This is a genomic window from Bacillus sp. CPT56D-587-MTF, from assembly GCF_058792335.1.
The window spans coordinates 4456899-4482904 of record NZ_JBYTEF010000001.1; the positions used below are offsets into that span (position 1 = coordinate 4456899).

Below are 26006 nucleotides of genomic sequence, written 5' to 3' on the forward strand. Positions count from 1 at the left end.
TCCCATTCTTTATAGGAAAATATTTTATTTACGCTTTAATCTTATTGCGACGATTCAAACCAAATAATGTACCTACCGCTACAAGACATGCACTTAATCCCATCATTGCTACATTATTTGATGCTGTATTTGGTAATTTTTCACCTTGTACAACTGGCTTTGCTACTTCTTTTTTAGCTACTTCATTCTTTTGCTCGGCTTTTATCGCTGCTTCTTTTTTTGCCATATCGTTTTTTAACTGTTCTTGCGCTATTCTCTTTTTCTCTTCTTCACTTTTTTTCTCAACTTTTATTGCTTCCTCTTTTTTAGCCATATCACTTTTTTCTTGTACTTGCGCTGCTTGCTTTTTCTCCTCATCACTCTTTTGCTGTTCCTTAATTGCTTCTTCTTTTTTAGCTTTATCTTGTTGCACTTGTGCTTCTTCCTTTGTTACTGTTCCAGTATCTGCACTCGCTACTGAAGAATATCCTACTGCTAAAAGTGCCATTGCACAAATTGGTAATAGTCTCTTTTTCATTTTCATTCTCTCCTTATATTTTATTCTCATCAACTCGCACCGGATGTATTACTAGAATAAGTAAGAGATATAAATATAAGATGCAGATGAAATATATTTCATTTAAAGATTTCATTGTAGAAAAAGAAAAAAACATCGCAATATGTACGATGTTTTTTTCGGGTGTGTGTCTCAATTATTTACATGTTACTTTCGCGTGATTTGGAAGTAGAACGGGCTGGAGCGATAACTAATTGTCTCGGCTCAGTTTTCTTGAAGTGATTTTTGACGTTACACTTACGACGTTGAACAACCCACGCTTTAATAGGGTTTGTTAAAATAATCTTTTGCTCTTCGTTAGGGGCCTCTTCTTCAAACCTACAACTCTCGCTCCATTTATTCCATTTCATTGTAAATTTAGAAGAAGAATGATCATCTTCACGATCAAACAAGTGCAAAAAATCCATTTTTCCATCTAGCATTACGGTGTTACTAGTCGCTAAAAAAGAAAAGGTCGTCCAGCGTTTCTCCATGCCCTCCTACTCCTTTTTCACATATAGAGTGCCTAAAACTTAATTTACCTAAAATATGCTTGCCTTTTACCTTACACCCATAGTTTATCCAAAATGCTATTATGCAACTATCGATTTGCCTTACAACTACCTTACATTTTTGTAAGAAACAAAAAAACCTTCACTCTATATAATGAAGGTTTCTTACTTTTTATCTATATGATCTCTCATATCATCAAGTCCAGCTTCTTTTAGCTGCGACATCATACCGTGCGAAATTGCTCCTAACACTAAAGTCATTCCAATTAATGAAATACGAATCGCAGGTACATCAATTACGTAAGCCAACAGGCCAAGAACAATTGTTAAAAGTAATGCTTTTATAAATGTTGCACTTGTGTACTGTTTCTTCTTCATCATATTCACCCTTTATGGAAGCGTTTTCTTAATATACTTAGTATATCATATCATCAGATGATTTTGTCGTTATCTTTGTAAAAAATTACTATCTCCTTTGACTTTTTCTATTCTATCCTTTACAGTCGAAATGTTCATAAGTTTTACACTGTAGGAGGATTACAATGAATATTGAAATAAAAGACACTTTAATTTCTGAAGAACAATTACAAGAAAAAGTAAAAGAACTAGCACTTCAAATCGAACGTGATTTTGAGGGAGAAGAAATCGTAGTAATCGCTGTATTAAAAGGATCTTTCGTATTCGCTGCTGATTTAATTCGTCACATCAAAAATGATGTAACAATTGACTTTATTTCTGCATCTAGCTACGGAAATCAAACAGAAACAACAGGAAAAGTGAAACTACTAAAAGATATCGACGTAAACATTACTGGGAAAAACGTAATTGTTGTAGAAGATATTATCGATTCTGGTTTAACACTTCATTTCCTAAAAGACCACTTCTTTATGCATAAACCGAAAGCATTGAAATTCTGTACGTTACTTGATAAACCTGAGCGACGTAAAGTGGATTTAAAAGCTGAATATGTTGGCTTCCAAATTCCAGACGAATTTATCGTTGGCTACGGTATTGACTGTGCTGAAAAATATCGTAACTTACCATTTATCGCTTCAGTTGTAACGGAGTAATATAAATAGAATAAACTTCTATCAATCATTGATGGAAGTTTATTTTCTATCACGATTCGTAAAAGACAAAGGGAGAGAATAAAATGACAAAGACAAAATTTGAAAAAGTACTCCTCATCATAAATCCGAAAGCAGGACAAGGTGATTTACATACGAACTTAACGAAAATCGTACCACCTCTTGCGGCAGCTTTTCCTGACTTACATATCCTTCATACGAAAGAGCAAGGCGATGCAACAAAATATTGCCAAGAGTTTGCTAGTAAAGTAGATTTAATTATCGTCTTTGGTGGTGACGGCACTGTATTTGAATGCACAAATGGCTTAGCACCTCTTGAAACTAGACCTACACTTGCAATCATTCCAGGCGGAACTTGCAACGACTTCTCTCGCACACTTGGCGTTCCGCAAAACATTGCAGAAGCGGCAAAACTTATTACAGAAGAACATATAAAACCAGTTGACGTTGCAAAAGCAAATGGACAACATTTCTTAAACTTCTGGGGGATTGGTCTCGTATCTGAAGTATCAAACAATATCGATGCAGATGAAAAAGCAAAGCTTGGTAAAATCGGTTACTATTTAAGCACAATTCGAACTGTAAAAAATGCTGAAACATTCCCAGTAAAAATTACTTATGACGGACAAGTATATGAAGACGAAGCTGTCCTTGTCATGGTTGGAAATGGTGAATATCTTGGTGGTATTCCATCCTTTATTCCGAACGTAAAATGTGATGACGGAACACTTGATATTTTCGTAGTCAAATCAACAGGTATTCAAGCATTTAAAGATTACATCGGAAAGAAACTATTCGAGGATTCAAATGAAAATGACATCTTCCACGTAAAAGCAAAATCCATTCATATTGAAACGAAAGAAGAAAAAGAAGTAGATACAGATGGAGAAAGTTCGCTTCATACACCTTGTCACATTGAATTATTACCAGGACACTTTACGATGATTTATAATCCTGCGGTTGTGTAAAGAAAAAAACGAGTGCTAGCACTCGTTTTTATCAACTCTCCTCAATATCATCCAATTGAGTCTTATAACATTCATCACACTCTGGCCTCGTAGGAAGAATCCCTCTTTCATCAGGTAATAAAACCCTCAAAACTTCTCGATCCATCTCTACGAAAGACTTCATAATAATGGGATATCCTTCAATAATATTCGTATACTCAATCCCTTGTTCAAACTTTTTTCCGCTCTTTATTTCTTCTATTATGGTACAAAAAACACTATGCGCGACTTCAGGATCCATATTTAATGCTATTTGTAAATCTTGATGATTAAAGTTATCTCTTAGACCATGTGTATGATAATTAGCATGGATGCCATCAATATCTTCTGCTAATATGCTATGCATGTACCATCCATACTCTTGTAGCATATTTTCTTCCCATTCATCTGCATCCTCTTCTAAATCTTCATCAAACAAATTCGGCTCATACCACACGTCCTCGTAATCTCCAGCAATTAAAAATCTCCAACCAGGTGGTAACCCTAAATACTTCTTTATTTCAGGTGCCCATTCATCAATATGTTGAACGTGTAAAGGAAGAAAGAAATCTTCTTCTGTCCCCATTTCTTCACCAGCCCAAATGTACCAACCTGTCGTTCCGTTTTCTATAGGCATTCGTAACCCATTAATCGGAGCGATACCATCTTTCACATTTTGCGCTATTCCTAATTTCAAGTCATTCGGAGATTCTACATACTCCGCTTTATATTTATCACATATACTCCTCTGTTCTTTTATGTATTTTTCCATCCTTTTAGCACACTCCCCAATTTTTGAAAGATAGATTTCTTTGCCGAAGCACTCTCTAACTTCCATACCCCACACGGATTATAAAATGGATCCTCTTGTTCATAACACTTATCTATATAATGAGATAAAAGATACACTGGAGCATCTTCTGTGAAACTAATTGTATCTCCATCTTTCAAATTAGGTTTTTCCAATATATTATGTAGGTTAAAATCATTTAATAAATCTACAGCTACTTCCGGATCTATCCCTCCGTCTAAAACAACGTCTGGTAGATTAAATGCTTGCATTCCACATGAATAGTAACCGTCCTCTTCATCTCCAACTAAAGTTACAAGGTGCGAATACATCGGGAATATTTCCTTATTCTCTGCAAGCTCTTGCCATTCTTCTTTCGAATAAGCCACACCTGCTGTTTCAACTTTTAAAGCAAGTCCCCCTGCATTTAAAAGTTCCATTCCTACATCAATTACTTCTTGTAATCTCTCTTTATCGTCAACTTTGGCAATAACATACACTATATAAGTATGCTTCTCCAACTCCTGAAGCAATTCTTCATCAAAACGCTCACCACCTGCATAGAAGAAAGCCTCTCTCAAAGAAGGGTCTTGTTCATATATATCAATTTCAAAGCCAATCTCTTTCTCCTTATGGTGCATAACATTTCCCGCTAATATATAGTTACTTTTACTCACAACTTCTTGTATTAATTCTGTTCTATCTTTCCATAAACCAGGTACTCCAATAACGATTTGTGTCTCCATCATATGCACTCCAATTCTCATCTATTTTCAATCTATTCTTTCAATCTTCCAAACTAAATTAGCTGGGATATCTTTCTCTAAAAAGGTTAACATCCATACAGTTTTTCCTTTATCATTCATCAGTAGCACTTTATGATTTAACTTCCAAGCCACTTCACTAACATGATGAAACATCTTATACATATCTTCTTCTCTAATAAGCTTTTCCTTTTTGATTAACCGCCTCGTTCTATACTCTCTTATTTCTAAGTACACGTCAGCATAAGCCACTTCATGCTGACATGTTATACTACATACGTATTTTTTATTCGGACTACTCTTTTTTATATATACGAACTCGTTTCTATAATTCAATTCTAGTATCTTATTCTTCACTTTTTCTAACTCTTCTATATCCCAATCATATTTCACAGCTAAACGCTTCATTTCAACATGAACGATTTGAAGGGCTAATTCTTTTTTCTCTCTATCTGATAAATATGGAAAACCCTTCACACTCTCATACTCCACAAAAACATTCATATATTCAGGGAAAATTCTATATTTCTTCTCCCACTCATCGAGTAATGAAATATCATCCACACAATGAATCAAAATCCCTTTCTCATAATCCATTCTTAACTTTGGCATATGTCGACAATATAAAGAAGTAATACTGCTCGTCTCTTTACCAAAAGAGATGTCTTCATCGTAGTTGCTTGTAGATGTTAACTGTAATGCCTCTATGTTTCTGGTATGCTCTTTTACTTTTAGAAAACTCAATTGTATATCTCTTATAACCGGCATTTGCTCTCTCCTCTTCGCAATACAACTATGAAATATCTTTGTTAATACGCCTTAATCAATTTCAAGCCAGCCCATTCCCATAGAAAGAAATAACAGTCCGATTACCAAAAAGAGACCCCCAGTTAAAAAATAGAATGGCGCTCCGTGCAATGGATCACTAAATAACTCTATCAAATTTCCAGCTACTACTTTCCATTTCTCTCTCTTTGAATTTTTTTCTTTTAATTCTTTTACAAATCGATAAATACTGAAACTGATTAAAGTGATACCAATTAATAAACATCCTGCTATGATAAGAATTTCCAAATGTAACACTCCATTTAAATACCATTTTCATGCACACCTCATTTTAACTAAAAAAAGCGAAAGAGAACATAATTTTCACTATGCTCTCTTTCGCTTTTTCAAAAACTGTATACCTTATTTTCATTTACTAACAATCCTGAAATAAGAACGAACTGTTAAGCAATAATAACCAATATAAATAACACTATACACCCCGATGCTAATTAGTAACGGAACTGCAATTTCATATGGAATAACTGTCGCTAATCCTTTGAGCGCAAATAAAGTGTGTAATATACCAACTACTAAAGGAATAAAGAAGATAAATCTCATTTGCTTCGCAATGGCTTTTTTCATTTCTGTTTTCGTGACACCGAGTTTTCGAAGAACGATGTAACGTTCACGATCTGCATGTGCTTCTGTTAATTGTTTGAAATAAATAATAGAGCCTGTTGCAAGTAAAAATACAAGTCCTAAGAATATACCACTAAACATCATTAACCCTGACGTTTCAATACCGCTGCGGAATATTGTATAGAAGTCACTGAATTGCTCTCTTCCTTCTGCATCTTCTTCCGATATTACTTTCTTTAATTTCTCCGTTAATACTTTACTATTTCTTTCGTCTTTCACATCAATATTTTTCACAGTATGAGAGCCAATTGTCTTCTTTGCTTGCTCATACACTTCATCCGGAACGACAACTAGAAGTTCATATAAGTTTGTAATGTTTTTTGCTTGTACATCTTTCACTTGTACTGGTGCTACTTCTTCAATTGGGAAGGTAGCTTTTCGATTTTTATATACGCCACTATCTCTCTTACCTTCACTGTACATGCCATCAAATGCATACAATTCGTTCTTCTTTAAACCTAAAGTTTCTTCATTTAAATATTTTGCGATTGTATTAAATGATGATTGTGCGATAAGTTCTGTTGTTCTTGATTGTAATGAAGTGCCATCACTGTATTCTCCTACTACTTTTACCGTCTCTAATTCATATTGATGAATGACTTCATTCTGTCCTTCTTTTAAAATCTCATTTACTTTACGATCTAATTCCATATCTTTCTTTTCATAAGAATAACTAACTGGATGATATTTCTTCGCCTGCATATATGTGTTGTAATACATCGTTACAGAAGTTCCAACCGCCGTTAACGTTACTGCGCTTAATACGGCAATTGTTGCTAACGATTTTGCATTTCCTTTAATGCGGTATAGTAACTGAGACGTCGTAACCATTTTCATTCCGTTATAAAATGCGGATTTTTTATTTCGCACTCTTTTTAATACAAAAACGGTAAAGAACATAAATAATAAATACGTTCCAAGTACTGTCGCTAATAAAATGTAAAATGCAAGGGGCATAAAGTTATCACCGCTCACATTTTTTATAGCCGTTACTGACAAGAAATAACCTGATCCAATTAATAATAAAGAAATGAAAGCCATTATTTTCGAACCTTTTGGCATGACTTCGCCTTCGTTATCTGCACGGAATAGCTCGATTAACTTAAATTGATAAATAACGCGGTATCCTTTAAACGATGTGTATAAAATGATGAGACAAAAAATAACTGTTGTATCTATAACCGCTCCAACTGGTACTTCAAAATGAACATTTACATGTAGCTCTAACATATTTAAAAGTAGCTTTAGGAATCCTTTTGAAAGTAAACTACCTATTACAATTCCGATTACTAACGATGATAAACCCATTAACATGTTTTCATAAAAAAGCATTTTACCTATTTCTTTTTTTCGAATACCAAGTAAAGAATAAACACCTATTTCTTTCTTACGCTTTCGTGTAAAGAAATCATTCGAATATATAATAAATATTGCAACGAAAATAATAAGCATTACACTCGCAAGCTGGAATCCTCGGCCGATGTTATCTCCAGCTTCACTTATTTGTGAATTGTATTGAAGCGCCTTAAACGTAAAATAAATGACGATGCTAAAAATCATGGAAGCAAAGTATATAAAATAATCTTTAAAATTTCGTTTTATATTACGAAGGGCGATGCTAGATAAGCTCATTTGTCGCACCCCCAGAGATTGAAGACATCATATCAATAATTTGTTGGAAGAACTGTTTTCTTGTCATCTCTTTGCGATGTAATTCTTTATATAACTTTCCATCTTTAATAAATACAACTCGTTTACAATAACTTGCCGCAAACGCATCATGCGTTACCATTAAAATCGTTACAAGATCTTTTTCATTTAATGTCTTCATACTTTCTAATAAATCCGTCGCTGACTTCGAATCAAGCGCACCAGTTGGCTCATCTCCAAAAATCATACTTGGATTTGTTACAATCGCTCTTGATGCCGCGCAGCGTTGTTTTTGTCCGCCTGAAGCTTCATACGGATACTGATTTAAAATATGATCTATCCCAAACTTCTTTGCAATCTCCTCAACGCGAGATTCTACTTCTCTCGCCTTCACCTTTGATAAAGCAAGTGGCAATGCAATATTTTCTCGCACTGTTAACGTATCTAATAAGTTATAATCTTGAAAAATAAATCCTAAATGATTACGGCGAAAAAGTGCAAATTCATCATCATTCATCTTCACAATATCTTTTCCATCAATTAAAATCTCACCTTTTGAAGCCGTATCAATAGTAGAAAGTACATTCAAAAGTGTCGTCTTACCAGAACCAGACGGTCCCATAATACCGACAAACTCTCCTTCTTTCACTTGCAGTTGAATATCTTTCAACGCTTCAAACGTATTCCCGCCTGTATCATATATTTTCGAAATCCCTTTCGCTTCTAACATTGTTTTCATCTATTTGTACCTCCTGTTATAATTCGTGATGTTCTCTTTAAGCAACAGAATTCAGTATAGATACATTTTCTTAACAAATAGTGACGGGGTTTCTTAATATTTTCTTAAAAAGAAAAATCCAAAACCACATAAAGTGATTTTGGATTTAATATAGTTAAAATATTAAATTACATTTCGAACAAAAAGGAGCCGAATTCCCTTTTCTAATTTTCGCATCACATTTTGGGCAATATACATATCGCTCTTCTATCATTTGTCGCTCTATCATATGTAAGGATACTATTCTCATACTGCACATAATCCCAATTAATATAAGGCTAACAATGAGTAGCATACCTCTCGCCCTCCCCCTTTATCATTTTACCATAAAACAACAAACCCGATTCTCTCATCTAGAACCGGGTTTATACTTACAATCCTAACTTCACCTTCGCGCCATCAGGAATTATTTCTTCTTCTATTTGTACCTTATCGTGCACAGACTTTCCTCTCGTAATTACATGCCAGTAGGAACCTTTTTGCAATGTATCCACTCCATCAATTGTTATCTCTTTTTCGTTTCCATCCTTATCATATGTGTTCACTGTGTATGCACGGCCTTTATTTCCACCTAAATCTTTTCCATCGTTATCAATTACCGCATAACGATATTCTAATTTAAGAAACGGATTCATGGAATCTACTGTAGCACTCCCATTTAACAAATATGCCGCTCCTGCTATGATGACAAGTAATGATCCTAAAATAAATCTTTTCATCTATATTCCGCCTTTCATTATGTTTTTCTATAAGACCTTTCTAAGTATAGAGAGCATTTCTTAATAAAAACTCGTGCGGTTTCTTAACTTTTTCTTAATGTCACAGGGCTTTGCATCAGCACTTCGATAAATAAAGCCATATTAATAATAAAAGGAGGCTGCCGCCTCCTTTATTTACTCATCACTGTATTTCTTTTTTGTCTGTAAAAATAAAACACACTCACAATCAATGCAATACTCCCGCCAAAATACAAACCATACTCTATCGCAGCTGCTACAATCCTTTCAATATGTTGTCCAAATAAAGAACCGAGCACAAAATAAACGAGTGTCCAAACAAATCCTGTCGTATAAGAATACAATGCATACGTCTTAAATGACATGTTATTCATTCCAACTAAATACGGTACGATATGTCTTACAACTGGTATGAAATAGCTTGTAACTAACGCGTACTGTCCGTATTTATCAACCATTTCTTGTGATTTCATCAAATACTTCGCTTTTTTCTTTTTCACTAATTTATGGAGTACCTTCGTTCCAAAAACCTTCCCTAATATATATCCTAAAGAAAGCCCTGATACAACACCTAAATATGTTAATACGAATGAAGGAACAACACTTAATATACCTACTGAAGATACGAAACCACCACTCATAACAATCATTTCATCTGGAATTGGCATACCGATAATCCCTAACCATAAACAGAAAAATAAAGCCCAATAACCGTATTGTTCAATATAAGATAATAATTCATGTAATTCCATTATGCATATGCTCTCCTTAGTTCTTTTTTGCAACTAAAGACGTAGGCTGGCGGGAAATTGAGCCATACTTTTTCTAGTGTAATTTCAGGGAAGAAATGCTGTATAAACCCTTTTTTCACAAGTGAATATTGAAATGTAATGAACTCACCATTCTCATGTATCGCTTCCATCGCATTATTTAAAATGCGCTTTGAAACTTCTTCTGGTAAAGAAGTGAAAGGCAACCCTGATAAAACGTAATCAATGCATTCTATATTGAGCTCCTCCATATACTTCTTTATATTTTCAGCTGAACCGTGTACAACAATGACATTCTGCTCATCTTTAAACTTTCTTTTTAATTCTTTGAAAAATACTTCATTAATTTCAATAAGAAGAAATATCGTTTCCTTCTTTTTTCTCTTCATAATCTCTTTCGTAAAAACCCCTGTGCCAGGCCCTAACTCTACAATACATTTCGCTTTATTAAAATCAATTACATCGACCATTTTCTTTGCTAATATTTTTGAACTTGGCGCAATTGCACCAGTATGTTTTGGATGCTTTATAAATTCATGTAAAAATGTAATGAGCTGCATGTAAACCTCTCCTCATTCGTTCGATAGTTTTTAACTTGTGTCTAAGTATAACTATCGTTTCTTAATAAAAATTGAGGAAGTTTCTTAAGATTTTATGAAGAATAAAAAAAACAGCTATCGCGTGTAGCGATAGCTGCCCCTTATTACTTCGCACTCACGATCTTATAATAAGAACGAACCGTTAAGAAGTAATATCCAATATAGATGACACCGTATACTCCAATACTAATGAGAAGAGGAATCATAATTTCAAATGGTAATATATTTGATAAACCTTTTAGTGCAAATAAACTGTGTAAAATACCGATTACTAACGGAATAGCGAAGATAAAGCTTACTTGTTTTGCGATAGCTTTCTTCATTTCTTGCTTCGTTACACCAACTTTATGAAGGACAATGTAACGATCACGGTCAGCACTTGCTTCTGTTAATTGTTTAAAGTAAATGATTGAGCCTGTTGCTAATAGGAATACTAATCCTAAGAATAACCCAATAAACATCATTAAGCCTGTCGTTTCAAGCCCCATTTGGAATCCTGTATAGAAATCGTTAAATGGTTTTAAAACTTCTGATTCTCCAGCTGGCATAATGCTTGCTAATTTTGCTGTTAACTCTTTACTATTTCGCTCACCTTTTACATCAATATTTTTTACAGTACGCGTTTCGTTTACTTGTTTCACTTGCTCATATGTTTTATCAGGAACGATTACAAATAGTTCATTTAAATTTGTAAGGCTTCTATTATTTACACCTTTAATTTTTAATTCTTTTGACTCATTTCCAACAGGGAATACAGCTGTATTTCCTGTATAAAGAGGACCAAAATCAAGTTTCTCAATATATAAGCTATCATATACGAAAGCTTCATTCGCACTCAAATTTACAGGTTCTACATCTAAATGTTTCACATGTTTATTAAAGCTTGATTGAGAAATAAGCTGGTACTGATTCGTAACATTATAGTGTGTGTTCAGAACTTGATCAGCTCTTTCACCTTTAAATGTTCCTTTCACAGGAATCATTTCAACTTCTGATTCATATGTGACTGGGTGATTATTCTTCTCTCCAGCAAGTATTTCATTTACTTTTTTATCTAATGCTGCATCTTTTTTCTCATAGGAATAACTATACGGCGCAGCAACTTTTGATTGCGTAAATGTATTGTAATACATCGTAACTGACGTACCAACCGCTGTTAATGTAACTGCACTTAAAATAGCGATTGTCGCCAATGATTTCGCATTTCCTTTAATACGATATAGTAACTGCGATGTCGTTACCATATTCATACCATTATAAAATGCTGACTTATTATTTCTTGCACGTTTCAATACAAATACTGTGAAGAACATGAACAGTAAATAAGTCCCTGCTACTGTCGCTAATAAAATATATAATGCAACGACCATAAAGTCTGCATACATAACTGCTTTCATGTACATTAGCGCTAAAAAATAACCTGAACCGATTAAGAAAACTGAAATTAATGCCATGATGACAGATCCTTTTGGCATTGCTTCTCCTTCACGTTCTGCACGGAAAAGTTCAATTAACTTAAAGCGATAAATTAAACGATATCCTTGAAGTGATGTATATAAAATAATCACAAAGAAAATAATTGCTGTATCAATAATAGCAGCCATCGGTACTTCAAAATGAACATTTAAATTTAATCCCATCATATTTACTAATAACTCAAGGAATAATTTCGAAAGGACACTACCAATCGCAATCCCGATTACTAATGACATTAATCCCATTAACATATTTTCATAAAAGAGCATTTTACCAATTTGTCTTTTACGAATACCTAATAACGAATATAAGCCAACTTCTTTTTTACGTTTACGTGTAAAGAATCCGTTCGAATATATAATGAACACCGCTACGAAAATGATAAGCATCACACTGGAAACTTGGAACGCTCCGCTAATCTTTTTAGAAGCTTCTGCTGCTTTTTCCATTTGTGAATTATATTGCAGTGCTTTAAATGTAAAATAAATAACGATACTAAAAATCATAGATGCGAAATATACAAAGTAGTCTTTAAAGTTCCGCTGTATGTTGCGGAGGGCAATGCTAGATAAGGTCATCAGCCATACCTCCAGAAATAGAAGACATTACGTCAACAATTTTTTGGAAGAACTGTTTACGCGTCGATTCACCGCGGTGCAATTCTTTATATAGTTCACCATCTTTAATGAAAATAACTCGTTTACAATAACTTGCTGCAAATGCATCATGCGTTACCATTAAAATTGTTGAGTTATCATATTCATTTAATGACTTCATACTTTCAAGTAAATCTGTTGCAGATTTAGAATCAAGCGCTCCAGTTGGCTCATCCCCGAAAATCATACTTGGATTCGTAACGATTGCACGTGATGCTGCGCAGCGCTGCTTCTGTCCACCAGATACTTGATATGGGAACTGACTTAAAATATGATCAATGCCAAATTTCTTTGAGATTTCAAGAACGCGGCGATCAATCTCACTCGCTTTCACCTTTGATAACGCAAGTGGTAAAGCAATATTCTCTTTCACTGTTAATGTATCTAATAAGTTATAATCTTGGAAAATGAAGCCTAAATGATCGCGGCGGAATAATGCTAACTTATCATCATTCATTTTCACAATATCTTTTCCATCAATTAAAATTTCACCGTTCGTCGCATTATCAATTGTAGAAAGAACATTTAGTAAAGTCGTCTTACCAGAACCAGAAGGTCCCATAATTCCAACGAACTCACCTTCTTTTACTTGTAAGTTAATACCTTTTAACGCTGCAAATTTATTACCACCCGTGTCATATACTTTTTCAATATTTTTTGCTTCTAATACTGTTTTCATCTCGACATCCCTCATTTCTTCTATTCTCTATTTTCAACTATATACACTCTCTACTCTTGCCACTATCGATGTTTCTTACACAAACATGACAGTTATGTAAGGCACATAAGTAAAGAAATCAAAAAGTTAACGTAATGAATTAAAGTACTTTGTTACTATAACATTGGGATATCATACCATCCATTCATTCTCCTTACAGGAACATTACAATTTTGTAAGGTAAAAAATGCACCTACAAAGTTGTGCACGAAATGTCGGATGGAGCTATTTCGTTCCTGCTATTCTATGTACAGAGGAGGTCATAATATGGATTCACTTAAAAATATGAATGCTGCAATGCGCTATATTGAAGATAACCTTACGAATGAAATTGATTTTAAAGAAGTTGCGAGGCTAGCTCTTTGTTCTGAGTATCACTTTAAAAGAATGTTTTCGTTTTTAGCAGGTATATCACTATCTGATTATATTCGCTGTAGACGTCTTACTCTCGCTGCCTTTGAACTAAAAAACAGCAATGTAAAAGTCATTGATATCGCTATAAAATATGGATACAACTCACCAGATTCATTCGCTCGTGCATTTCAAAACTTGCACGGTATAACACCTTCAGAAGCCCGAAATAGTAGCCATTCTTTGAAGGCTTATTCACCAATGACCTTCCAATTATCCATTCAAGGAGGAAATGAAATGAATTATCGAATTGAAGAAAAAGAGCCATTTCGAATTATAGGTATTACAAAACGAGTACCAATCGTTTTTAACGGTGTAAATGAAGAAATTGCTTCTATGTGGAAAAGTTTAAACCCAGAGTCTATTCAAACATTAAAATCCCTTTCGAACATTGAACCTACTGGAATTATTAGTGCTTCTACTAATTTTTCTGAAGGAAGAATGGAGGAAAAAGGAGAACTTGATCACTATATTGGAGTAGCCACAACAAAGGATTGTCCAGAGCAATTCGCGCAACTTGAAGTCGCAGCTTCAACATGGGCTATATTTGAAGCTGTCGGTCTATTTCCTGATGCATTACAAAATGTGTGGGGGCGTATTTATTCTGAATGGTTCCCTTCTTCGAACTATGAACTAGCGGAAGGACCGGAAATATTGTGGAATGAACAGAAAGATATATCTTCTCCAAACTTTAAAAGTGAAATTTGGATACCGGTTTTGAAGAAGTGATAAAAAAAACAAAGCTGCTCTTCCCTAAAAGGAAAAGCAGCTTTCAGAGTGTTGGGAAACCCTTTAGGGTTCCCAACACTCTGGAATCTTTTTTGATTTTAGCGAATAAAAACAACATAAAATAATAGAATTTTAAAAAATAGCCCTCCACCTGACCCTTTTTGGTCAGGTGGAGGGCTATTTTTTTCATGTTTTGACAAGCTGCGGTGAGATAAGCTTGCATTTGGACAGACTTCAGCCCTCGAAACCGGGCATAGCGGTAGCCATGTAGTTCTTTGGCGTCTGCAAAGCTTCGCTCTATAGTGGAACAGCGTACTTTATACAACCTTTTCCCTGTAGCTGTTAGCTTGTTTTTTCTAGCAATATCCTTATATTTCTCCCACACATGATGAGTGATAACTTTTTGTTTTTGTTTCTTTGAAAAGCACACCTCACGTAACGGACAAACAGCGCAGTCTTCTGGATTCGATTTGTATTGACGGTATCCTTCACGATCAGTTGTTACATATTCTAGAATACATCCCATCGGACAAGCGAAAACATTCATTTCTTCTACATATTTAAATTGGCTTTTCGGTACTTCTTTATTCCGTTTTCCAAATCGGCGATACCCCATCACCATAAATATATTCCGTTCTGATAGTTTCTTACAGATATATCCTGTAAAATAGCCAGCATCAAGGGCAACAGCTTCTACTTTGAAGTCGAATTTATCAATCTGAGCTTGGAGGCGTGCTAAATACGGCTCGGAATCTGCCATATTTCCAGCCGTTACATAGGTATCTGTAATAATATTGTACTTCGCATCAGTCGTACGATGATCCAAGAAATGAAAACCATTTGGTTTTCCATCTCTCATTAAAAATCCACTATCTGGATCCGTTGTACTTATACGAGTTTTTTTGGTAGGGGTATCACTTTCCTTTCTAGGTTTTAATTCTTTTTTCCATGTACCTCACGATCTTCGATTACCGCAGCTTCTAGCTCGTCTATATAAAACTTTGCTTTTTCTTTTTTATATTTATGTACAAATTTATTTTTATTGGCATTGGCCTTAATATGTGTAGAATCTGTCATCAGTGCACGTCCTCCTACCATCCGGTGCTCCGTCGCTTGTCTCACAATCTCATCAAAAATTTCTTCGAAAATATTTGTATGAATAAAACGAGTACGACGATTCCAACTGATTGTAGAGTGATCCGGAATAGTATCCGATAGAGAAAACCCTAAAAACCAACGGTAGGCAATATTCGTTTTAATTTCCTTTTCCAATTGACGCTCAGAACGAATACCGTAAAAATATCCAATAAACATCATCTTAAATAAAACAATAGGATGAATGGACGGGCGTCCATTGTTTTCACAGTAATAAGGGCGTAACTTCTCTTCAATAAAATCAAAACTAATTGTCGCTTCAATTGCACGAAGGAAATGTTCTTGTGGAACCAACTCTTCTACAGAAACAGATACACGCTCATCACGATGATTTTTTAAAGCACCCATCATAAAAAATCTCTCCTTTTCCTCTTTTTTATCAGTGTTGACACATAAAAAGAGGTTCAGACACAAAAACAGGCTGTGGAGAAGACTTTCTCCACAGCCTGAAAGCTGCTCTTCCCTAAAAGGAAAAGCAGCTTTATTTACATTTTTAGTTCTTTTTTATAAGCAATATATGAATATCCCATCGTTAATCCTACTGCACCAATAATAATTCCAACCATTACGAAAGATTTCCACGCCACTGGTGCAAAAACACTTAAAATCATAATGATCCCCAATGCAACAAACACCTTTCCGCTAAAACGGTGCGTTTTTCTCCACACTTCTTCGTTACTTAATGTCCACGGTGTTTTTATACCTACAAAGTAGTTTGGTTTACATTGTGGTAAATAGTTTCCGATGGCTATAAATAAAATACCCACTAATAATTCCGGCACGCGATTAATGAATAAATTGTATCCTAATCCACTTGTAATAATATCTATATTCCCTACAAATAGTAGCAGTAGTATCCCGTTATTCATCATCATAAAAGCTTTAGAAAACTTCTCGTAGTTCGCTTTCTTTGGATCAATCTTTGGTAACACGTTTAGAAAAATATATAAAACAATCATAATTCCAACCATAGAAAGCATTCCATACAATTTAGAAGAATATCCATCTACTTTACCGCCGCTCCAATGCGTTGCAATTGTATCCGGTAAATGTGGCCAAGCAAACGCCCAAGCTAAACAAGTTATAACAATTAATAAGATTGCAAAAAGATGCTTTTTCATTTCCCCTCTTCCCCCTTATTCGTAAATGTAAACACCCAAGTCAATAAATCTTGAAAGACCGTTGTGTTTAAAGAGTACATAACGAATTGCCCTTTCTTTTCATCTTGAATAAGTTCAGCATTTTTAAGTGCATTTAAGTGGTGTGAAATACTTGGTTTTGTCATATTGAAATGTTCAGCAATCTCACCAGCGGTTAGATCGCCTTCTTTTAATAAGTCTAAAATTTTTCGCCTTGTTGGATCTGCTAATGCTTTGAATGCTTGATTCAATGTCTTTCTTCCTTTCGATAATTAGACATTTAGATATTTATCTAAATATTAAACCAATTACTGTTATTTGTCAATTTCATCCAGCGCCCTTTTTACTTTTCTCACTTTTAACCTATACTGTTTACTAGCTTATCTTTCAACATAATGAAAAGACTTGAAACACATGATACACTATAGCTACAATTGTTTTTTTGAGGAGGAATATACATATGTATAAAATTTTAATCGTTGAAGACGATCCAAATATTTCATCATTACTGCAATCTCACATTCAGAAGTACGGTTATGAGGCTGTGGTAGCGGAGAATTTCGATGATATTATGGAATCGTTTAACGCAGTGAAACCACATCTTGTTTTACTTGATGTAAACTTACCGAAATTCGATGGTTTCTACTGGTGCCGTCAAATTCGTCATGAATCTACTTGTCCAATTATTTTCATTTCAGCGCGTGCTGGTGAGATGGAACAAATTATGGCAATTGAAAGCGGTGCGGATGATTACATTACAAAACCATTCCACTACGACGTTGTAATGGCAAAAATTAAAGGACAATTACGCCGTATTTACGGTGATTATGCACCAAATATTTCTGAACGTATCGTTGAAGTAGAAGGTTTAAAACTATTCCCTGAACGTCCAGAAATTCATTTTGGATCTGAACAAGTTCTTTTAACGAAGAAAGAGGCAATTTTAGCAGAAATGTTATTATCTAAATTCCCTCGTACAGCGAGCCGTGAAGATTTATTAGCTGCGCTTTGGGATGACGAAAGTTTCGTTGAGGAAAATACATTAAACGTAAACATTACACGTCTTCGTAAAAAGTTTAATGAGCTTGGCATTGAGAACTCTATTGAAACAGTACGTGGACTTGGATATCGCTTTAACGCAACTTGGAGTGAATAAGCATGAAGCTATTTTTACGTGATCATTTTGCATTTTTTCTACTGTACGTATTAAACTTCGGTATCATTTTCGTTCTTTATGATGCAGTAGACGGATTTCAAAATAATAAATTTTACTTCGTCGTTTTAAGTTTATACTTATTTATTTGTTTCCTCGCTTATCGTTACGTTCGCAATCGTAGAATGTACCATAGATTAAGTGAGCAACCAGAAAAAATGGAAGATGCGTTTATTGAAAGAGCAACTGCTCCGATGCCTCACGGTGTCAATGAACTCGTACGTACGCAGTACCGTCTATTCCAAAAAGAACTACAATCGTATGAAGTAAAACAACAAGAACATCAATTATTCATTAACCATTGGGTACATCAAATGAAGACACCTGTTTCTGTTATGCAGCTTATGGTGCTAGAAATGGAAGACGAGCATTTAATTCCAAAGTTTAAAAAAGAATTAGAGCGTCTAAACCAAGGACTTGATATGGCTTTATACATGGCTAGGTTAAATAACTTCCATGAAGATTTCCATGTCGAGACGATTTCATTAAAAGATACGGTAACAAAAAATATTAACGGATTAAAAGAACTATTCATTCGTAATGGTGTCTTCCCTGTTTTAGAAGTCCATTCTGATTTAAAAGTTGCTTCTGATGCGAAATGGCTAAAATTTATCATCTATCAGTTAATGACAAATGCTGTTCGTTACTCTGGGGAACGCGGAAAGAAAGTATTCTTATCTGCTTACCGAAACGGAAAAGATATTATTTTAGAAGTTCGCGATGAAGGTGTTGGTATTCCACAAGAAGATATTCGAAGAGTATTTGAACCATTTTACACTGGGAAAAACGGTCGCGCATTCGGAGAATCTACTGGTATGGGCCTTTATATTGTAAGTAAAATTTGTGATTATTTAGGTCACTCTGTCAAACTAGATTCTGAAGTTGGTAAAGGAACGACGATTAAAATCATCTTCCACAACGCTGCAAATAATCAAGCAGAACATACGGAGAAGGTGACCGAAGCATGATCGTAACATATGCAAGCAAAATGTATGAGAACTCACTCTCATACATTTTTTGCAATACAACTACTTCTATATCTTCTAGCCGGAGGTATAATCTATGACATTTTGGCAATTTGCATTTAAAAACGTCACGCGCAACTCAAGAGCTTATTTTGCTTACTTTGTAAGTAGCTCCTTTTCCATTGCTGTGTTCTTTTCGTTTGCTGTTTACTTATTCCATCCGAAATTACAAAACTTTGACATGACCTCTGAAATTTCAGGATTAATGATATTTTCAGAAGTAGTAATTGTATTTTTCTCTTTCTTCTTTTTACTATATTCCATTGGTACTTTTTTAAAAGTTAGAAAAAAACAATTTGGTATTTTGACCATTTTAGGAATATCGAGAAAACAATTACATCGTCTTATTTTTATGGAGAATATGTTAATCGGGATTTTATCTATCTTTTTCGGCATGCAGTTTGGAGTTGTTTTTTCTCAATTTTTCTTATTAGTAACAGCCAAACTTACCCATGTTCCAGGAATATATTTATACGGGCCTACTAACGCGTTTATTTTAACAACCATTGTTTTCCTTAGTCTTTTTATCATTGTATCTGCATTCACACCAATGCTTATTCGTACAAAAAAAGCAGTACACCTTTTAAAAACAAATGGTGGAAAACAAAAAGAAAGAAAACCATCCATACTTGTTTCATTATTTGGTGCGATTTGTTTATTTGGTGGTTATGCGTTAGCTGGAAATCCTAAATATTTCGTATCAGTAAGCCCGCAAATCGGTGTTATATATATGGTTTCAAGTATTTTCGTCATTCCAACGCTCGTTACAATCGGAACATATTTTTTCTTTTCTCAAATTAGTTTCTTACTTATTTATATTTTAAAGAAAAGAAGAAAGTTTTATATGAAACGGATTAATATGCTTTGGATTTCGGATTTAGCGAGCCGTATTCGAACGAATATTAATATGCTGTTTATTGTAGCGATGCTATCTACAATTGCTTTCACAATGATTACGTTTCTATATGGATTCGGGAAATTTATTAAGCTAGAGGTGAATAGAACTTCTCCTTTTCCAATTTCTTATTTTTCTTATGATGCGAACCCTTTTGTTACAGAGCATTTAAATTGGCTTGAGCAACAATTACAAAAAGAGCATTTCCCCTATCAAAAAATAAAAGCTGATATATATGAAACACCACTAAAAGAAGATAAAGATATAGCTATTTATAATGACGTATACGCAATTAAGCAAAGTGACTATAACAAACTTGCAGATTCTTTACGAATGAAACAACTATTTATGGATGATAACGAAGCATATGTGCTAACAGGGACATCTTATAACACCATATTCAACGAATTTGAGCAAAGCTACAAAAGAGATTACATTACACTCTCTAGTACAAATACGAAATTACGAGTGAAAGGCTATGAGCATGTGAATGCAATTCCATCTGGCTTTTCATATCAAACGATAGTTTTGCCTGATGTTATCGTAAATAACTTACCTAGCACCGTAAAGCATATATCAGCATACAATTACAAAATTCAAAACTGGGAACAGACATATGAAATTGCTGATAATTTTATAGAAAAAGTGCAAAAAGATCGAAATAAATCCCAGTATGAAGGACCTCTTATTCGTTCCTTTGAATCAGCAGGATCGTTATACAAAATAACATCAGGCAGTGCTGCATTTTTCCTAATTGGGACCTTTTTAGGAGTTATTTTCTTCATTGGAGCTGGTAGCGTTCTTTACTTTAGAATGTATACGGATTTGACGAACGAACAAGAGAAATATATAACGATTTCTAAAATCGGTGTAACAGATACAGAGATGAAACGATCTGCAACCATTCAACTTAGTATTTTATTTTTCATTCCGTACATTATGGCATCCATTCATACAATGTTTGCAACAAAAATGCTACAAGATGTAATTGGTTTATCTCTGTTCAAAGAGGTTTCAGCCGTTCTTATTATTTTTGGATTCGTTGAAATCGTGTTTTTCATATTCATTCGTTCACTTTATATGCAAAAATTATCACAATACACGAGTGGACAAAATATTTAAAACAAAATTGATGAAAAGAGTATTTCTTATGCTCTTCTCATCTTCACCCTATCAGGAGGTTCAGGTGAATGACATTTTGGCAGTTTGCATTTAAAAACGTGACGCGGAACGCCAGAGCTTATTTCGCCTATTTTGTAAGCAGTGCGTTCTCCATCGCAATCTTTTTCTCATTTGCAGTTTATTTATTTCATCCTAAATTGCATATGACAGACGTGAATTATTCTCTGAACATATTAATGACAATTTCAGAAGTTGTCATTGTGTTCTTTTCATTTTTCTTTTTACTGTATTCAATCGGGACCTTTTTAAAAGTACGAAAAAAACAGTTCGGGATTTTAACAGTACTTGGCATATCTCAAAAACAATTAAAGCGACTCATATTTATAGAAAATATGTTAATTGGTGCTCTTTCTATATTTTTTGGCATTCAACTTGGAGTTGTCTTTTCACAGTTCTTTTTATTAGTTACCGCCAAAATTACACACGTACCTGGTTTATATTTATATCCGCCTACAAGTGCTATCGTTTTAACTATCATCATCTTTCTTGGGCTCTTCATTCTCGTATCATCTTTTACACCGATGCTCATTCGTACGAGAAAAGCCGTACGTCTTTTAAAAGAAGGAACACAACAAAAAGAAAGAAAAGCATCCGTGCTCATCTCTCTATTTGGTGCGACGTGTTTAATATGTGGATATGCGTTAGCCGCAAATCCGTTGTATTTTATGTCGCTAGGTGACATCATTGGGCTTTTATACGCCGTCTCTAGTATATTTGTCATCCCATCGCTTATTGCAGCTGGAACATACTTTTTCTTTTCACAAATTAGTTTTTTACTTATTCGTATTTTAAAAACGCGAAGAACGTTTTATATGAAACGAATTAATATGCTTTGGATTTCGGATTTAGCAGCGCGCATTCGGACAAACATTAACATGCTCTTTATTGTAGCGATGCTATCAACACTCGCTTTTACAATGATTACATTCTTATACGGTTTTGGGAAATTTACAAAGTTTGATGCAATTAGACAAAACCCTTTCCCGTTTACGTATTTATCGCATACTGAAAATACATTAGCTGATGAACATTTAAACTGGTTAGAGCAGAAATTTAATGAAGGGCACTTTACTTATACAAAATTTAAAACGGATATATATGAGGTATCTTCAGCTGAAGATAACACGCAGCTCTATTACGCAATTAAACAAAGTGACTATAATGTACTTGCTAAAGCATTAAATTTGGAAAAACTCACGGTAAATAAGAATGAATCTTATATTCTTATGAAAGACTTAGATGATCAAGTTATTGGAACACTTCACAATGAAGAAAAGAAAAATACTCTTACACTTACTCAAAACAATTTACAACTACAAGTGAAAGAATATAAAAGTTATAGCCCATTCCCAAACAGCTTAATATACCAATTACTCATACTATCTGATGAAAATGTAGAAGCCTTATCCACAGTTTCCAAACAAATGAGTGTATATAACTTCAAAGTTACAGATTGGGAAAAAGCACATAATATCGGTTCATCGTTTATAACAAAAATCCATAACGATAATGCAGCTATTCAAGCAGAGCACCCACCTTTCCATGCAAGTGAAGCGAGCGATTCTCTATATAAGAAAAAACTAAATGTTGCCTCATTCTTCTTAATTGGTACTTTCTTAGGTGTTATTTTCTTTATCGGTGCTGGTAGTGTTCTTTACTTCCGAATGTATACAGATTTAACAAATGAGCAAGAAAAATATATAACGATTACGAAAATTGGCTTAACTGAGACTGAAATGAAACGTTCAGCGACAATTCAGCTTGCGATTCTTTTCTTCGTGCCTTACATTATGGCATCAATCCATACGATGTTTGCGACAAAGATGCTACAAGAAATATTACATCTCTCGTTCTTCGCTGAAATTACAGTCGTACTTATGATTTTTGGAACAGTTGAAATTTTATTTTTCCTTTTAATTCGTTCCTTTTATATGCAAAAATTATCACAACACATTAAGTTTTAAAAAGTAGAAAGGTGATTACTATGGAAGAAGTATTACACATAAAAAACGTCTCAAAAGTATATGAGGGAAAAGTCCCTCATACTGCTTTAAAAAATATAAATTTACACGTGGATAAAGGTGAATTCGTTGCCATTATGGGACCATCTGGTAGCGGGAAATCTACATTTTTAAACGTTATCTCTACAATCGATTCTCCGACTTCTGGTGATGTCGTGATTAACGGAAAAAAACCGCACACATTTCGTAGAGAGAAGTTAGCTATTTTCCGCCGCCAAGAGTTAGGATTTGTTTTCCAAAACTTTAACCTACTAGATACACTAACAATCGGTGAAAATATCGTACTACCTTTAACATTAGATAATGTTCCATTAAAAGAAATGGATGAAAAGCTTGATAACATTTCAAAAAAGCTTGGAATTGATCATATTTTGGACAAGCGTATTTTTGAAGTTTCCGGGGGACAAGCACAGCGTACCGCAGTAGCACGTGCTGTCATTCATCATCCTTCACTTCTACTTGCCGATGAACCGACAGGAAACTTAGATTCAAAAGCGGCAATTGACGTAATGGAGCTATTTACGAAATTAAATAAAGAAGAAGATGCAACGATTTTAATGGTTACCCATGATCCGTTTGCAGCAAGTTATTGTAACCGTGTTATTTTCATTAAAGATGGAGAGCTTTACAATGAACTACACCGCGGATTGTACCGTGAGAAATTTTATCAAGAAATATTAGATGTTTTAGCATTATTAGGAGGAAGACGTGGATGACATTTTGGCAATTCGCATTTAAAAATGTCTCACGTAATTCGAAAGCATATTTCGCCTACTTTGTAAGTAGTGCGTTTTCTATCATGGTTTTCTTTTCATTTACTGTATACGCGTATCACCCGCGGTTACAAAGTGTACAAAGTTTCCAAGAACGTGATCCTCTAATGAACTTAGCTAGTACAGCACAGCTTGTGATTGTTATGTTCTCGTTCTTCTTTCTCTTATATTCAATTGGAACATTTTTAAATGTACGGAAGCAGCAATTCGGGATACTCACCATTCTCGGTATCTCACAGAGACAATTAAAGAGACTGTTATTTACTGAAAATATGATAATCGGGATATTGTCTATCTTTATCGGCATTCAAGGTGGACTTGTATTTTCTAACTTTTTCTTATTAGTCACTTCGAAATTAACAAACGCGAAAGGTCTCTATTTATATTGGCCAACAGAAGCGATTATCGTTACAACCGTAACGTTTATCATCTTATTTTTAATCGTTTCTACATTTACACCAATGTTTATTCGTACTCGAAAAACAACGAAGCTTATTAAGGGCGTTAACAAAGAGAAGAGCGAAAAAAAACCATCTATACTGATTTCACTATTTGCTTTAACTTGTTTAGGACTATGCTATTATATTGCTGGTTATCCGCAAGGCTACATAACGGAAAAAAATGCACAAAATGGATCTGTATTCTTAATTATGCTATCTATTTTACCGCTTGTAGTAGTTGGGACGTATTTATTTTTTTCACAAACATTTCTTCTCTTTATCTATATTTTAAAGAAACGAAGAAAGTTTTATTTAAAACAAATAAATATGTTATGGATTTCAGATTTAGTTTCTCGTACACGCAGTAATATTAATGTACTCTTTATTGTTTCTATGCTATCTGCACTTGCATTTACAATTATTATCGGGTTATTTGCTGCAAACAATAATACGAAAGCACCCATACTAGAACGATATCCAATACCATTCACCTATACATCAGAAGGTGTTAATGCATTTGAACAAAAGCATATTACTACGATTGAAACTGAACTTACAAATGCTAATTTTCAATATGACAAATATAAATTTACCGTTTTAAAAGATACAGCTTCAAAAGAATCAATTGCCATTATGAAAATGAGTGATTATAACGCAATAGCACAGCAATTAAACAGACCAAAAATCACTCTCGATTCTTCACAAGTTTATAATATTTCTCGCTATTCACCAGTGTTATTAAATCTCGTGTCTAACCCATTTGCGAAGCAGAACACGATTACACTTGGCTCTAATAAAAAGGAATTTCAAATTAAAGGTTTTATTAATAGAGGAATTGAGCCTCCCTTTGCATTACCTCACTTAATTGTGATGCAAGATGAAGTAATTGAAAATATGATTCCTCATATTGAAACAATTACAGTCTATAACTACTTCGTGGAAAATTGGGAAAATGCAATTGTCCCAACAAAAAATATATTAAAAAGCTTAAATCATGATGCAGAAACCTTGTATGAAGCACATAAAAATGAAGAAGATTTCATTAAACCATTTTATATTTATACAGCTACGGATGAACTCGTTCATAGTAAAGGAAATGCAGTCGCTCAATTCTTTATTTGGGCATTTCTCGGCTTTATTTTCTTTATCGGAGCAGCTAGTGTTTTATATTTCCGTATGTATAATGACTTAACAACTGAAAGACAAAAGTATATTACGATTACAAAGCTTGGCTTAACTGAATCAGAAATGTTTCGCTCTGCAACGATTCAATTAGGAATTTTATTTTTCGTTCCTTATGTCGTTGCTGGTGTTCACACATTATTTGCAGTTAAGTTTTTACAAAGCATGTTTTCTTTCTCCTTATTAAAAGAGACATGTATCGTACTCACCTTTTTCGGGATTATCGAGATCATTTTCTTCTTCTTAATCCGTTCTCTTTACATTAATAAATTATCACAGCATATAAAAATATGAATAAAATAGCCTTGTGCAATA

General features: G+C 34.2%; 26 protein-coding genes and 1 pseudogene. 9 read left to right on the forward strand and 18 right to left on the reverse strand.

Translation table 11 applies throughout. The features are described 5' to 3' along the window. Positions 1 to 28: 28 nt before the first annotated feature. The 3 genes from AC3WVZ_RS23015 to AC3WVZ_RS23025 form a co-directional block, all read right to left on the reverse strand. On the reverse strand, positions 29 to 517 hold the full coding sequence (locus AC3WVZ_RS23015) for an LPXTG cell wall anchor domain-containing protein (RefSeq protein ID WP_000746703.1): 489 nt from the start codon (positions 515 to 517) through the stop codon (positions 29 to 31). Positions 518 to 696: 179 nt separating this feature from the next. Next, complete coding sequence (locus tag AC3WVZ_RS23020) at positions 697 to 1029, reverse strand: hypothetical protein (protein WP_000415613.1); 333 nt, start codon at positions 1027 to 1029, stop codon at positions 697 to 699. A 183-nt stretch (positions 1030 to 1212) separates the two neighbouring features. Next, entirely contained in the window at positions 1213 to 1428 is a 216-nt protein-coding gene (locus AC3WVZ_RS23025) for a hypothetical protein (RefSeq protein ID WP_002183996.1), read from the reverse strand. A 161-nt stretch (positions 1429 to 1589) separates the two neighbouring features. Between AC3WVZ_RS23025 and hpt the strand changes: the two genes are divergently transcribed. Together hpt and AC3WVZ_RS23035 are read left to right on the forward strand one after the other, a co-directional pair. Further along, on the forward strand, positions 1590 to 2117 hold the full coding sequence (gene hpt, locus AC3WVZ_RS23030) for a hypoxanthine phosphoribosyltransferase (protein ID WP_001019304.1): 528 nt from the start codon (positions 1590 to 1592) through the stop codon (positions 2115 to 2117). Between the two features lie 83 nt (positions 2118 to 2200). After that, on the forward strand, positions 2201 to 3103 hold the full coding sequence (locus AC3WVZ_RS23035) for a diacylglycerol/lipid kinase family protein (protein ID WP_000167877.1): 903 nt from the start codon (positions 2201 to 2203) through the stop codon (positions 3101 to 3103). Between the two features lie 31 nt (positions 3104 to 3134). On the opposite strand, the gene AC3WVZ_RS23040 is transcribed toward AC3WVZ_RS23035, so the two are convergent. The 12 genes from AC3WVZ_RS23040 to AC3WVZ_RS23095 all read right to left on the reverse strand — a co-directional run bounded on the left by AC3WVZ_RS23040 (position 3135) and on the right by AC3WVZ_RS23095 (position 13487). Beyond that, positions 3135 to 3893 carry a DUF4262 domain-containing protein gene (locus tag AC3WVZ_RS23040; protein WP_233935455.1) on the reverse strand — a complete coding sequence of 253 codons (759 nt, stop codon included), beginning with the start codon at positions 3891 to 3893 and terminating at the stop codon, positions 3135 to 3137. After that, the gene (locus AC3WVZ_RS23045; protein ID WP_063220432.1) at positions 3878 to 4657 is read right to left on the reverse strand and encodes a DUF4261 domain-containing protein; all 780 of its coding nucleotides are present in this window, start codon (positions 4655 to 4657) and stop codon (positions 3878 to 3880) included. Before AC3WVZ_RS23045 ends, AC3WVZ_RS23040 begins: the two co-directional genes overlap by 16 nt. Before the next feature lie 27 nt (positions 4658 to 4684). Further along, positions 4685 to 5443: a hypothetical protein gene (locus AC3WVZ_RS23050; RefSeq protein WP_016125892.1), complete on the reverse strand. Its 759-nt coding sequence runs from the start codon at positions 5441 to 5443 to the stop codon at positions 4685 to 4687. Between the two features lie 51 nt (positions 5444 to 5494). Next, entirely contained in the window at positions 5495 to 5749 is a 255-nt protein-coding gene (locus AC3WVZ_RS23055) for a hypothetical protein (RefSeq protein WP_000404317.1), read from the reverse strand. 120 nt (positions 5750 to 5869) lie between these two features. Then, positions 5870 to 7774 carry an ABC transporter permease gene (locus AC3WVZ_RS23060; protein ID WP_233935457.1) on the reverse strand — a complete coding sequence of 635 codons (1905 nt, stop codon included), beginning with the start codon at positions 7772 to 7774 and terminating at the stop codon, positions 5870 to 5872. Beyond that, positions 7761 to 8531 (reverse strand): ABC transporter ATP-binding protein, encoded by a 771-nt coding sequence (locus AC3WVZ_RS23065; protein WP_233935458.1) that lies wholly within the window; start codon positions 8529 to 8531, stop codon positions 7761 to 7763. The genes AC3WVZ_RS23060 and AC3WVZ_RS23065 overlap by 14 nt, the downstream gene beginning before the upstream one ends. A 154-nt stretch (positions 8532 to 8685) precedes the next feature. After that, positions 8686 to 8865, reverse strand: a complete 180-nt coding sequence (locus tag AC3WVZ_RS23070; RefSeq protein WP_000924676.1) for a hypothetical protein — start codon at positions 8863 to 8865, stop codon at positions 8686 to 8688. 76 nt (positions 8866 to 8941) lie between these two features. Next, positions 8942 to 9289 carry a YxeA family protein gene (locus AC3WVZ_RS23075; protein WP_000819387.1) on the reverse strand — a complete coding sequence of 116 codons (348 nt, stop codon included), beginning with the start codon at positions 9287 to 9289 and terminating at the stop codon, positions 8942 to 8944. Between the two features lie 170 nt (positions 9290 to 9459). Further along, positions 9460 to 10059 carry a DedA family protein gene (locus AC3WVZ_RS23080; protein WP_000418945.1) on the reverse strand — a complete coding sequence of 200 codons (600 nt, stop codon included), beginning with the start codon at positions 10057 to 10059 and terminating at the stop codon, positions 9460 to 9462. Then, positions 10059 to 10637, reverse strand: a complete 579-nt coding sequence (locus tag AC3WVZ_RS23085; RefSeq protein WP_001176064.1) for a class I SAM-dependent methyltransferase — start codon at positions 10635 to 10637, stop codon at positions 10059 to 10061. The genes AC3WVZ_RS23080 and AC3WVZ_RS23085 overlap by 1 nt, the downstream gene beginning before the upstream one ends. 143 nt (positions 10638 to 10780) lie before the next feature. Further along, positions 10781 to 12730: an ABC transporter permease gene (locus tag AC3WVZ_RS23090; protein ID WP_000176150.1), complete on the reverse strand. Its 1950-nt coding sequence runs from the start codon at positions 12728 to 12730 to the stop codon at positions 10781 to 10783. Then, positions 12717 to 13487, reverse strand: a complete 771-nt coding sequence (locus AC3WVZ_RS23095; protein WP_000859655.1) for an ABC transporter ATP-binding protein — start codon at positions 13485 to 13487, stop codon at positions 12717 to 12719. The genes AC3WVZ_RS23090 and AC3WVZ_RS23095 overlap by 14 nt, the downstream gene beginning before the upstream one ends. Before the next feature lie 306 nt (positions 13488 to 13793). Here AC3WVZ_RS23095 and AC3WVZ_RS23100 point away from each other — a divergent pair, with 306 nt between their 5' ends. Next, on the forward strand, positions 13794 to 14666 hold the full coding sequence (locus AC3WVZ_RS23100; RefSeq protein WP_000377716.1) for an AraC family transcriptional regulator: 873 nt from the start codon (positions 13794 to 13796) through the stop codon (positions 14664 to 14666). Between the two features lie 136 nt (positions 14667 to 14802). On the opposite strand, the pseudogene AC3WVZ_RS23105 reads toward AC3WVZ_RS23100, so the two are convergent. The 3 genes and pseudogenes from AC3WVZ_RS23105 to AC3WVZ_RS23115 form a co-directional block, all read right to left on the reverse strand. Beyond that, positions 14803 to 16172: pseudogene (locus AC3WVZ_RS23105) on the reverse strand (IS1182-like element ISBth7 family transposase); the annotation flags it as partial. A gap of 134 nt (positions 16173 to 16306) precedes the next feature. Further along, the gene (locus tag AC3WVZ_RS23110) at positions 16307 to 16942 is read right to left on the reverse strand and encodes an SdpI family protein (RefSeq protein ID WP_065381954.1); all 636 of its coding nucleotides are present in this window, start codon (positions 16940 to 16942) and stop codon (positions 16307 to 16309) included. After that, positions 16939 to 17211 (reverse strand): autorepressor SdpR family transcription factor, encoded by a 273-nt coding sequence (locus AC3WVZ_RS23115; RefSeq protein WP_001070523.1) that lies wholly within the window; start codon positions 17209 to 17211, stop codon positions 16939 to 16941. Before AC3WVZ_RS23115 ends, AC3WVZ_RS23110 begins: the two co-directional genes overlap by 4 nt. 209 nt (positions 17212 to 17420) lie before the next feature. Between AC3WVZ_RS23115 and AC3WVZ_RS23120 the strand changes: the two genes are divergently transcribed. The 6 genes from AC3WVZ_RS23120 to AC3WVZ_RS23145 all read left to right on the forward strand — a co-directional run bounded on the left by AC3WVZ_RS23120 (position 17421) and on the right by AC3WVZ_RS23145 (position 25985). Further along, complete coding sequence (locus tag AC3WVZ_RS23120; protein WP_000276738.1) at positions 17421 to 18116, forward strand: response regulator transcription factor; 696 nt, start codon at positions 17421 to 17423, stop codon at positions 18114 to 18116. 2 nt (positions 18117 to 18118) lie between these two features. Next, a complete protein-coding gene (locus AC3WVZ_RS23125) occupies positions 18119 to 19141 on the forward strand; it encodes a sensor histidine kinase (protein WP_000765341.1) in 1023 nt (340 codons plus the stop codon). Positions 19142 to 19235: 94 nt separating this feature from the next. Further along, positions 19236 to 21215, forward strand: a complete 1980-nt coding sequence (locus AC3WVZ_RS23130) for an ABC transporter permease (RefSeq protein WP_000145051.1) — start codon at positions 19236 to 19238, stop codon at positions 21213 to 21215. Positions 21216 to 21283: 68 nt separating this feature from the next. Continuing rightward, positions 21284 to 23239 (forward strand): ABC transporter permease, encoded by a 1956-nt coding sequence (locus AC3WVZ_RS23135; protein ID WP_000145009.1) that lies wholly within the window; start codon positions 21284 to 21286, stop codon positions 23237 to 23239. Positions 23240 to 23259: 20 nt separating this feature from the next. After that, entirely contained in the window at positions 23260 to 24012 is a 753-nt protein-coding gene (locus tag AC3WVZ_RS23140; protein WP_000393250.1) for an ABC transporter ATP-binding protein, read from the forward strand. Continuing rightward, the gene (locus AC3WVZ_RS23145) at positions 24009 to 25985 is read left to right on the forward strand and encodes an FtsX-like permease family protein (RefSeq protein ID WP_000144951.1); all 1977 of its coding nucleotides are present in this window, start codon (positions 24009 to 24011) and stop codon (positions 25983 to 25985) included. Before AC3WVZ_RS23140 ends, AC3WVZ_RS23145 begins: the two co-directional genes overlap by 4 nt. Positions 25986 to 26006 lie beyond the last annotated feature (21 nt).

Bases quoted from the DNA above. Each gene is read 5' to 3' on its own strand.
- AC3WVZ_RS23015 (WP_000746703.1), bottom strand. From the start codon at position 517: ATGAAAAAGAGACTATTACCAATTTGTGCAATGGCACTTTTAGCAGTA.
- AC3WVZ_RS23020 (WP_000415613.1), bottom strand. From the start codon at position 1,029: ATGGAGAAACGCTGGACGACCTTTTCTTTTTTAGCGACTAGTAACACC.
- AC3WVZ_RS23025 (WP_002183996.1), bottom strand. From the start codon at position 1,428: ATGATGAAGAAGAAACAGTACACAAGTGCAACATTTATAAAAGCATTA.
- hpt (WP_001019304.1), top strand. From the start codon at position 1,590: ATGAATATTGAAATAAAAGACACTTTAATTTCTGAAGAACAATTACAA.
- AC3WVZ_RS23035 (WP_000167877.1), top strand. From the start codon at position 2,201: ATGACAAAGACAAAATTTGAAAAAGTACTCCTCATCATAAATCCGAAA.
- AC3WVZ_RS23040 (WP_233935455.1), bottom strand. From the start codon at position 3,893: ATGGAAAAATACATAAAAGAACAGAGGAGTATATGTGATAAATATAAA.
- AC3WVZ_RS23045 (WP_063220432.1), bottom strand. From the start codon at position 4,657: ATGGAGACACAAATCGTTATTGGAGTACCTGGTTTATGGAAAGATAGA.
- AC3WVZ_RS23050 (WP_016125892.1), bottom strand. From the start codon at position 5,443: ATGCCGGTTATAAGAGATATACAATTGAGTTTTCTAAAAGTAAAAGAG.
- AC3WVZ_RS23060 (WP_233935457.1), bottom strand. From the start codon at position 7,774: ATGAGCTTATCTAGCATCGCCCTTCGTAATATAAAACGAAATTTTAAA.
- AC3WVZ_RS23065 (WP_233935458.1), bottom strand. From the start codon at position 8,531: ATGAAAACAATGTTAGAAGCGAAAGGGATTTCGAAAATATATGATACA.
- AC3WVZ_RS23070 (WP_000924676.1), bottom strand. From the start codon at position 8,865: ATGCTACTCATTGTTAGCCTTATATTAATTGGGATTATGTGCAGTATG.
- AC3WVZ_RS23075 (WP_000819387.1), bottom strand. From the start codon at position 9,289: ATGAAAAGATTTATTTTAGGATCATTACTTGTCATCATAGCAGGAGCG.
- AC3WVZ_RS23080 (WP_000418945.1), bottom strand. From the start codon at position 10,059: ATGGAATTACATGAATTATTATCTTATATTGAACAATACGGTTATTGG.
- AC3WVZ_RS23085 (WP_001176064.1), bottom strand. From the start codon at position 10,637: ATGCAGCTCATTACATTTTTACATGAATTTATAAAGCATCCAAAACAT.
- AC3WVZ_RS23090 (WP_000176150.1), bottom strand. From the start codon at position 12,730: ATGACCTTATCTAGCATTGCCCTCCGCAACATACAGCGGAACTTTAAA.
- AC3WVZ_RS23095 (WP_000859655.1), bottom strand. From the start codon at position 13,487: ATGAAAACAGTATTAGAAGCAAAAAATATTGAAAAAGTATATGACACG.
- AC3WVZ_RS23100 (WP_000377716.1), top strand. From the start codon at position 13,794: ATGGATTCACTTAAAAATATGAATGCTGCAATGCGCTATATTGAAGAT.
- AC3WVZ_RS23110 (WP_065381954.1), bottom strand. From the start codon at position 16,942: ATGAAAAAGCATCTTTTTGCAATCTTATTAATTGTTATAACTTGTTTA.
- AC3WVZ_RS23120 (WP_000276738.1), top strand. From the start codon at position 17,421: ATGTATAAAATTTTAATCGTTGAAGACGATCCAAATATTTCATCATTA.
- AC3WVZ_RS23125 (WP_000765341.1), top strand. From the start codon at position 18,119: ATGAAGCTATTTTTACGTGATCATTTTGCATTTTTTCTACTGTACGTA.
- AC3WVZ_RS23130 (WP_000145051.1), top strand. From the start codon at position 19,236: ATGACATTTTGGCAATTTGCATTTAAAAACGTCACGCGCAACTCAAGA.
- AC3WVZ_RS23135 (WP_000145009.1), top strand. From the start codon at position 21,284: ATGACATTTTGGCAGTTTGCATTTAAAAACGTGACGCGGAACGCCAGA.
- AC3WVZ_RS23140 (WP_000393250.1), top strand. From the start codon at position 23,260: ATGGAAGAAGTATTACACATAAAAAACGTCTCAAAAGTATATGAGGGA.
- AC3WVZ_RS23145 (WP_000144951.1), top strand. From the start codon at position 24,009: ATGACATTTTGGCAATTCGCATTTAAAAATGTCTCACGTAATTCGAAA.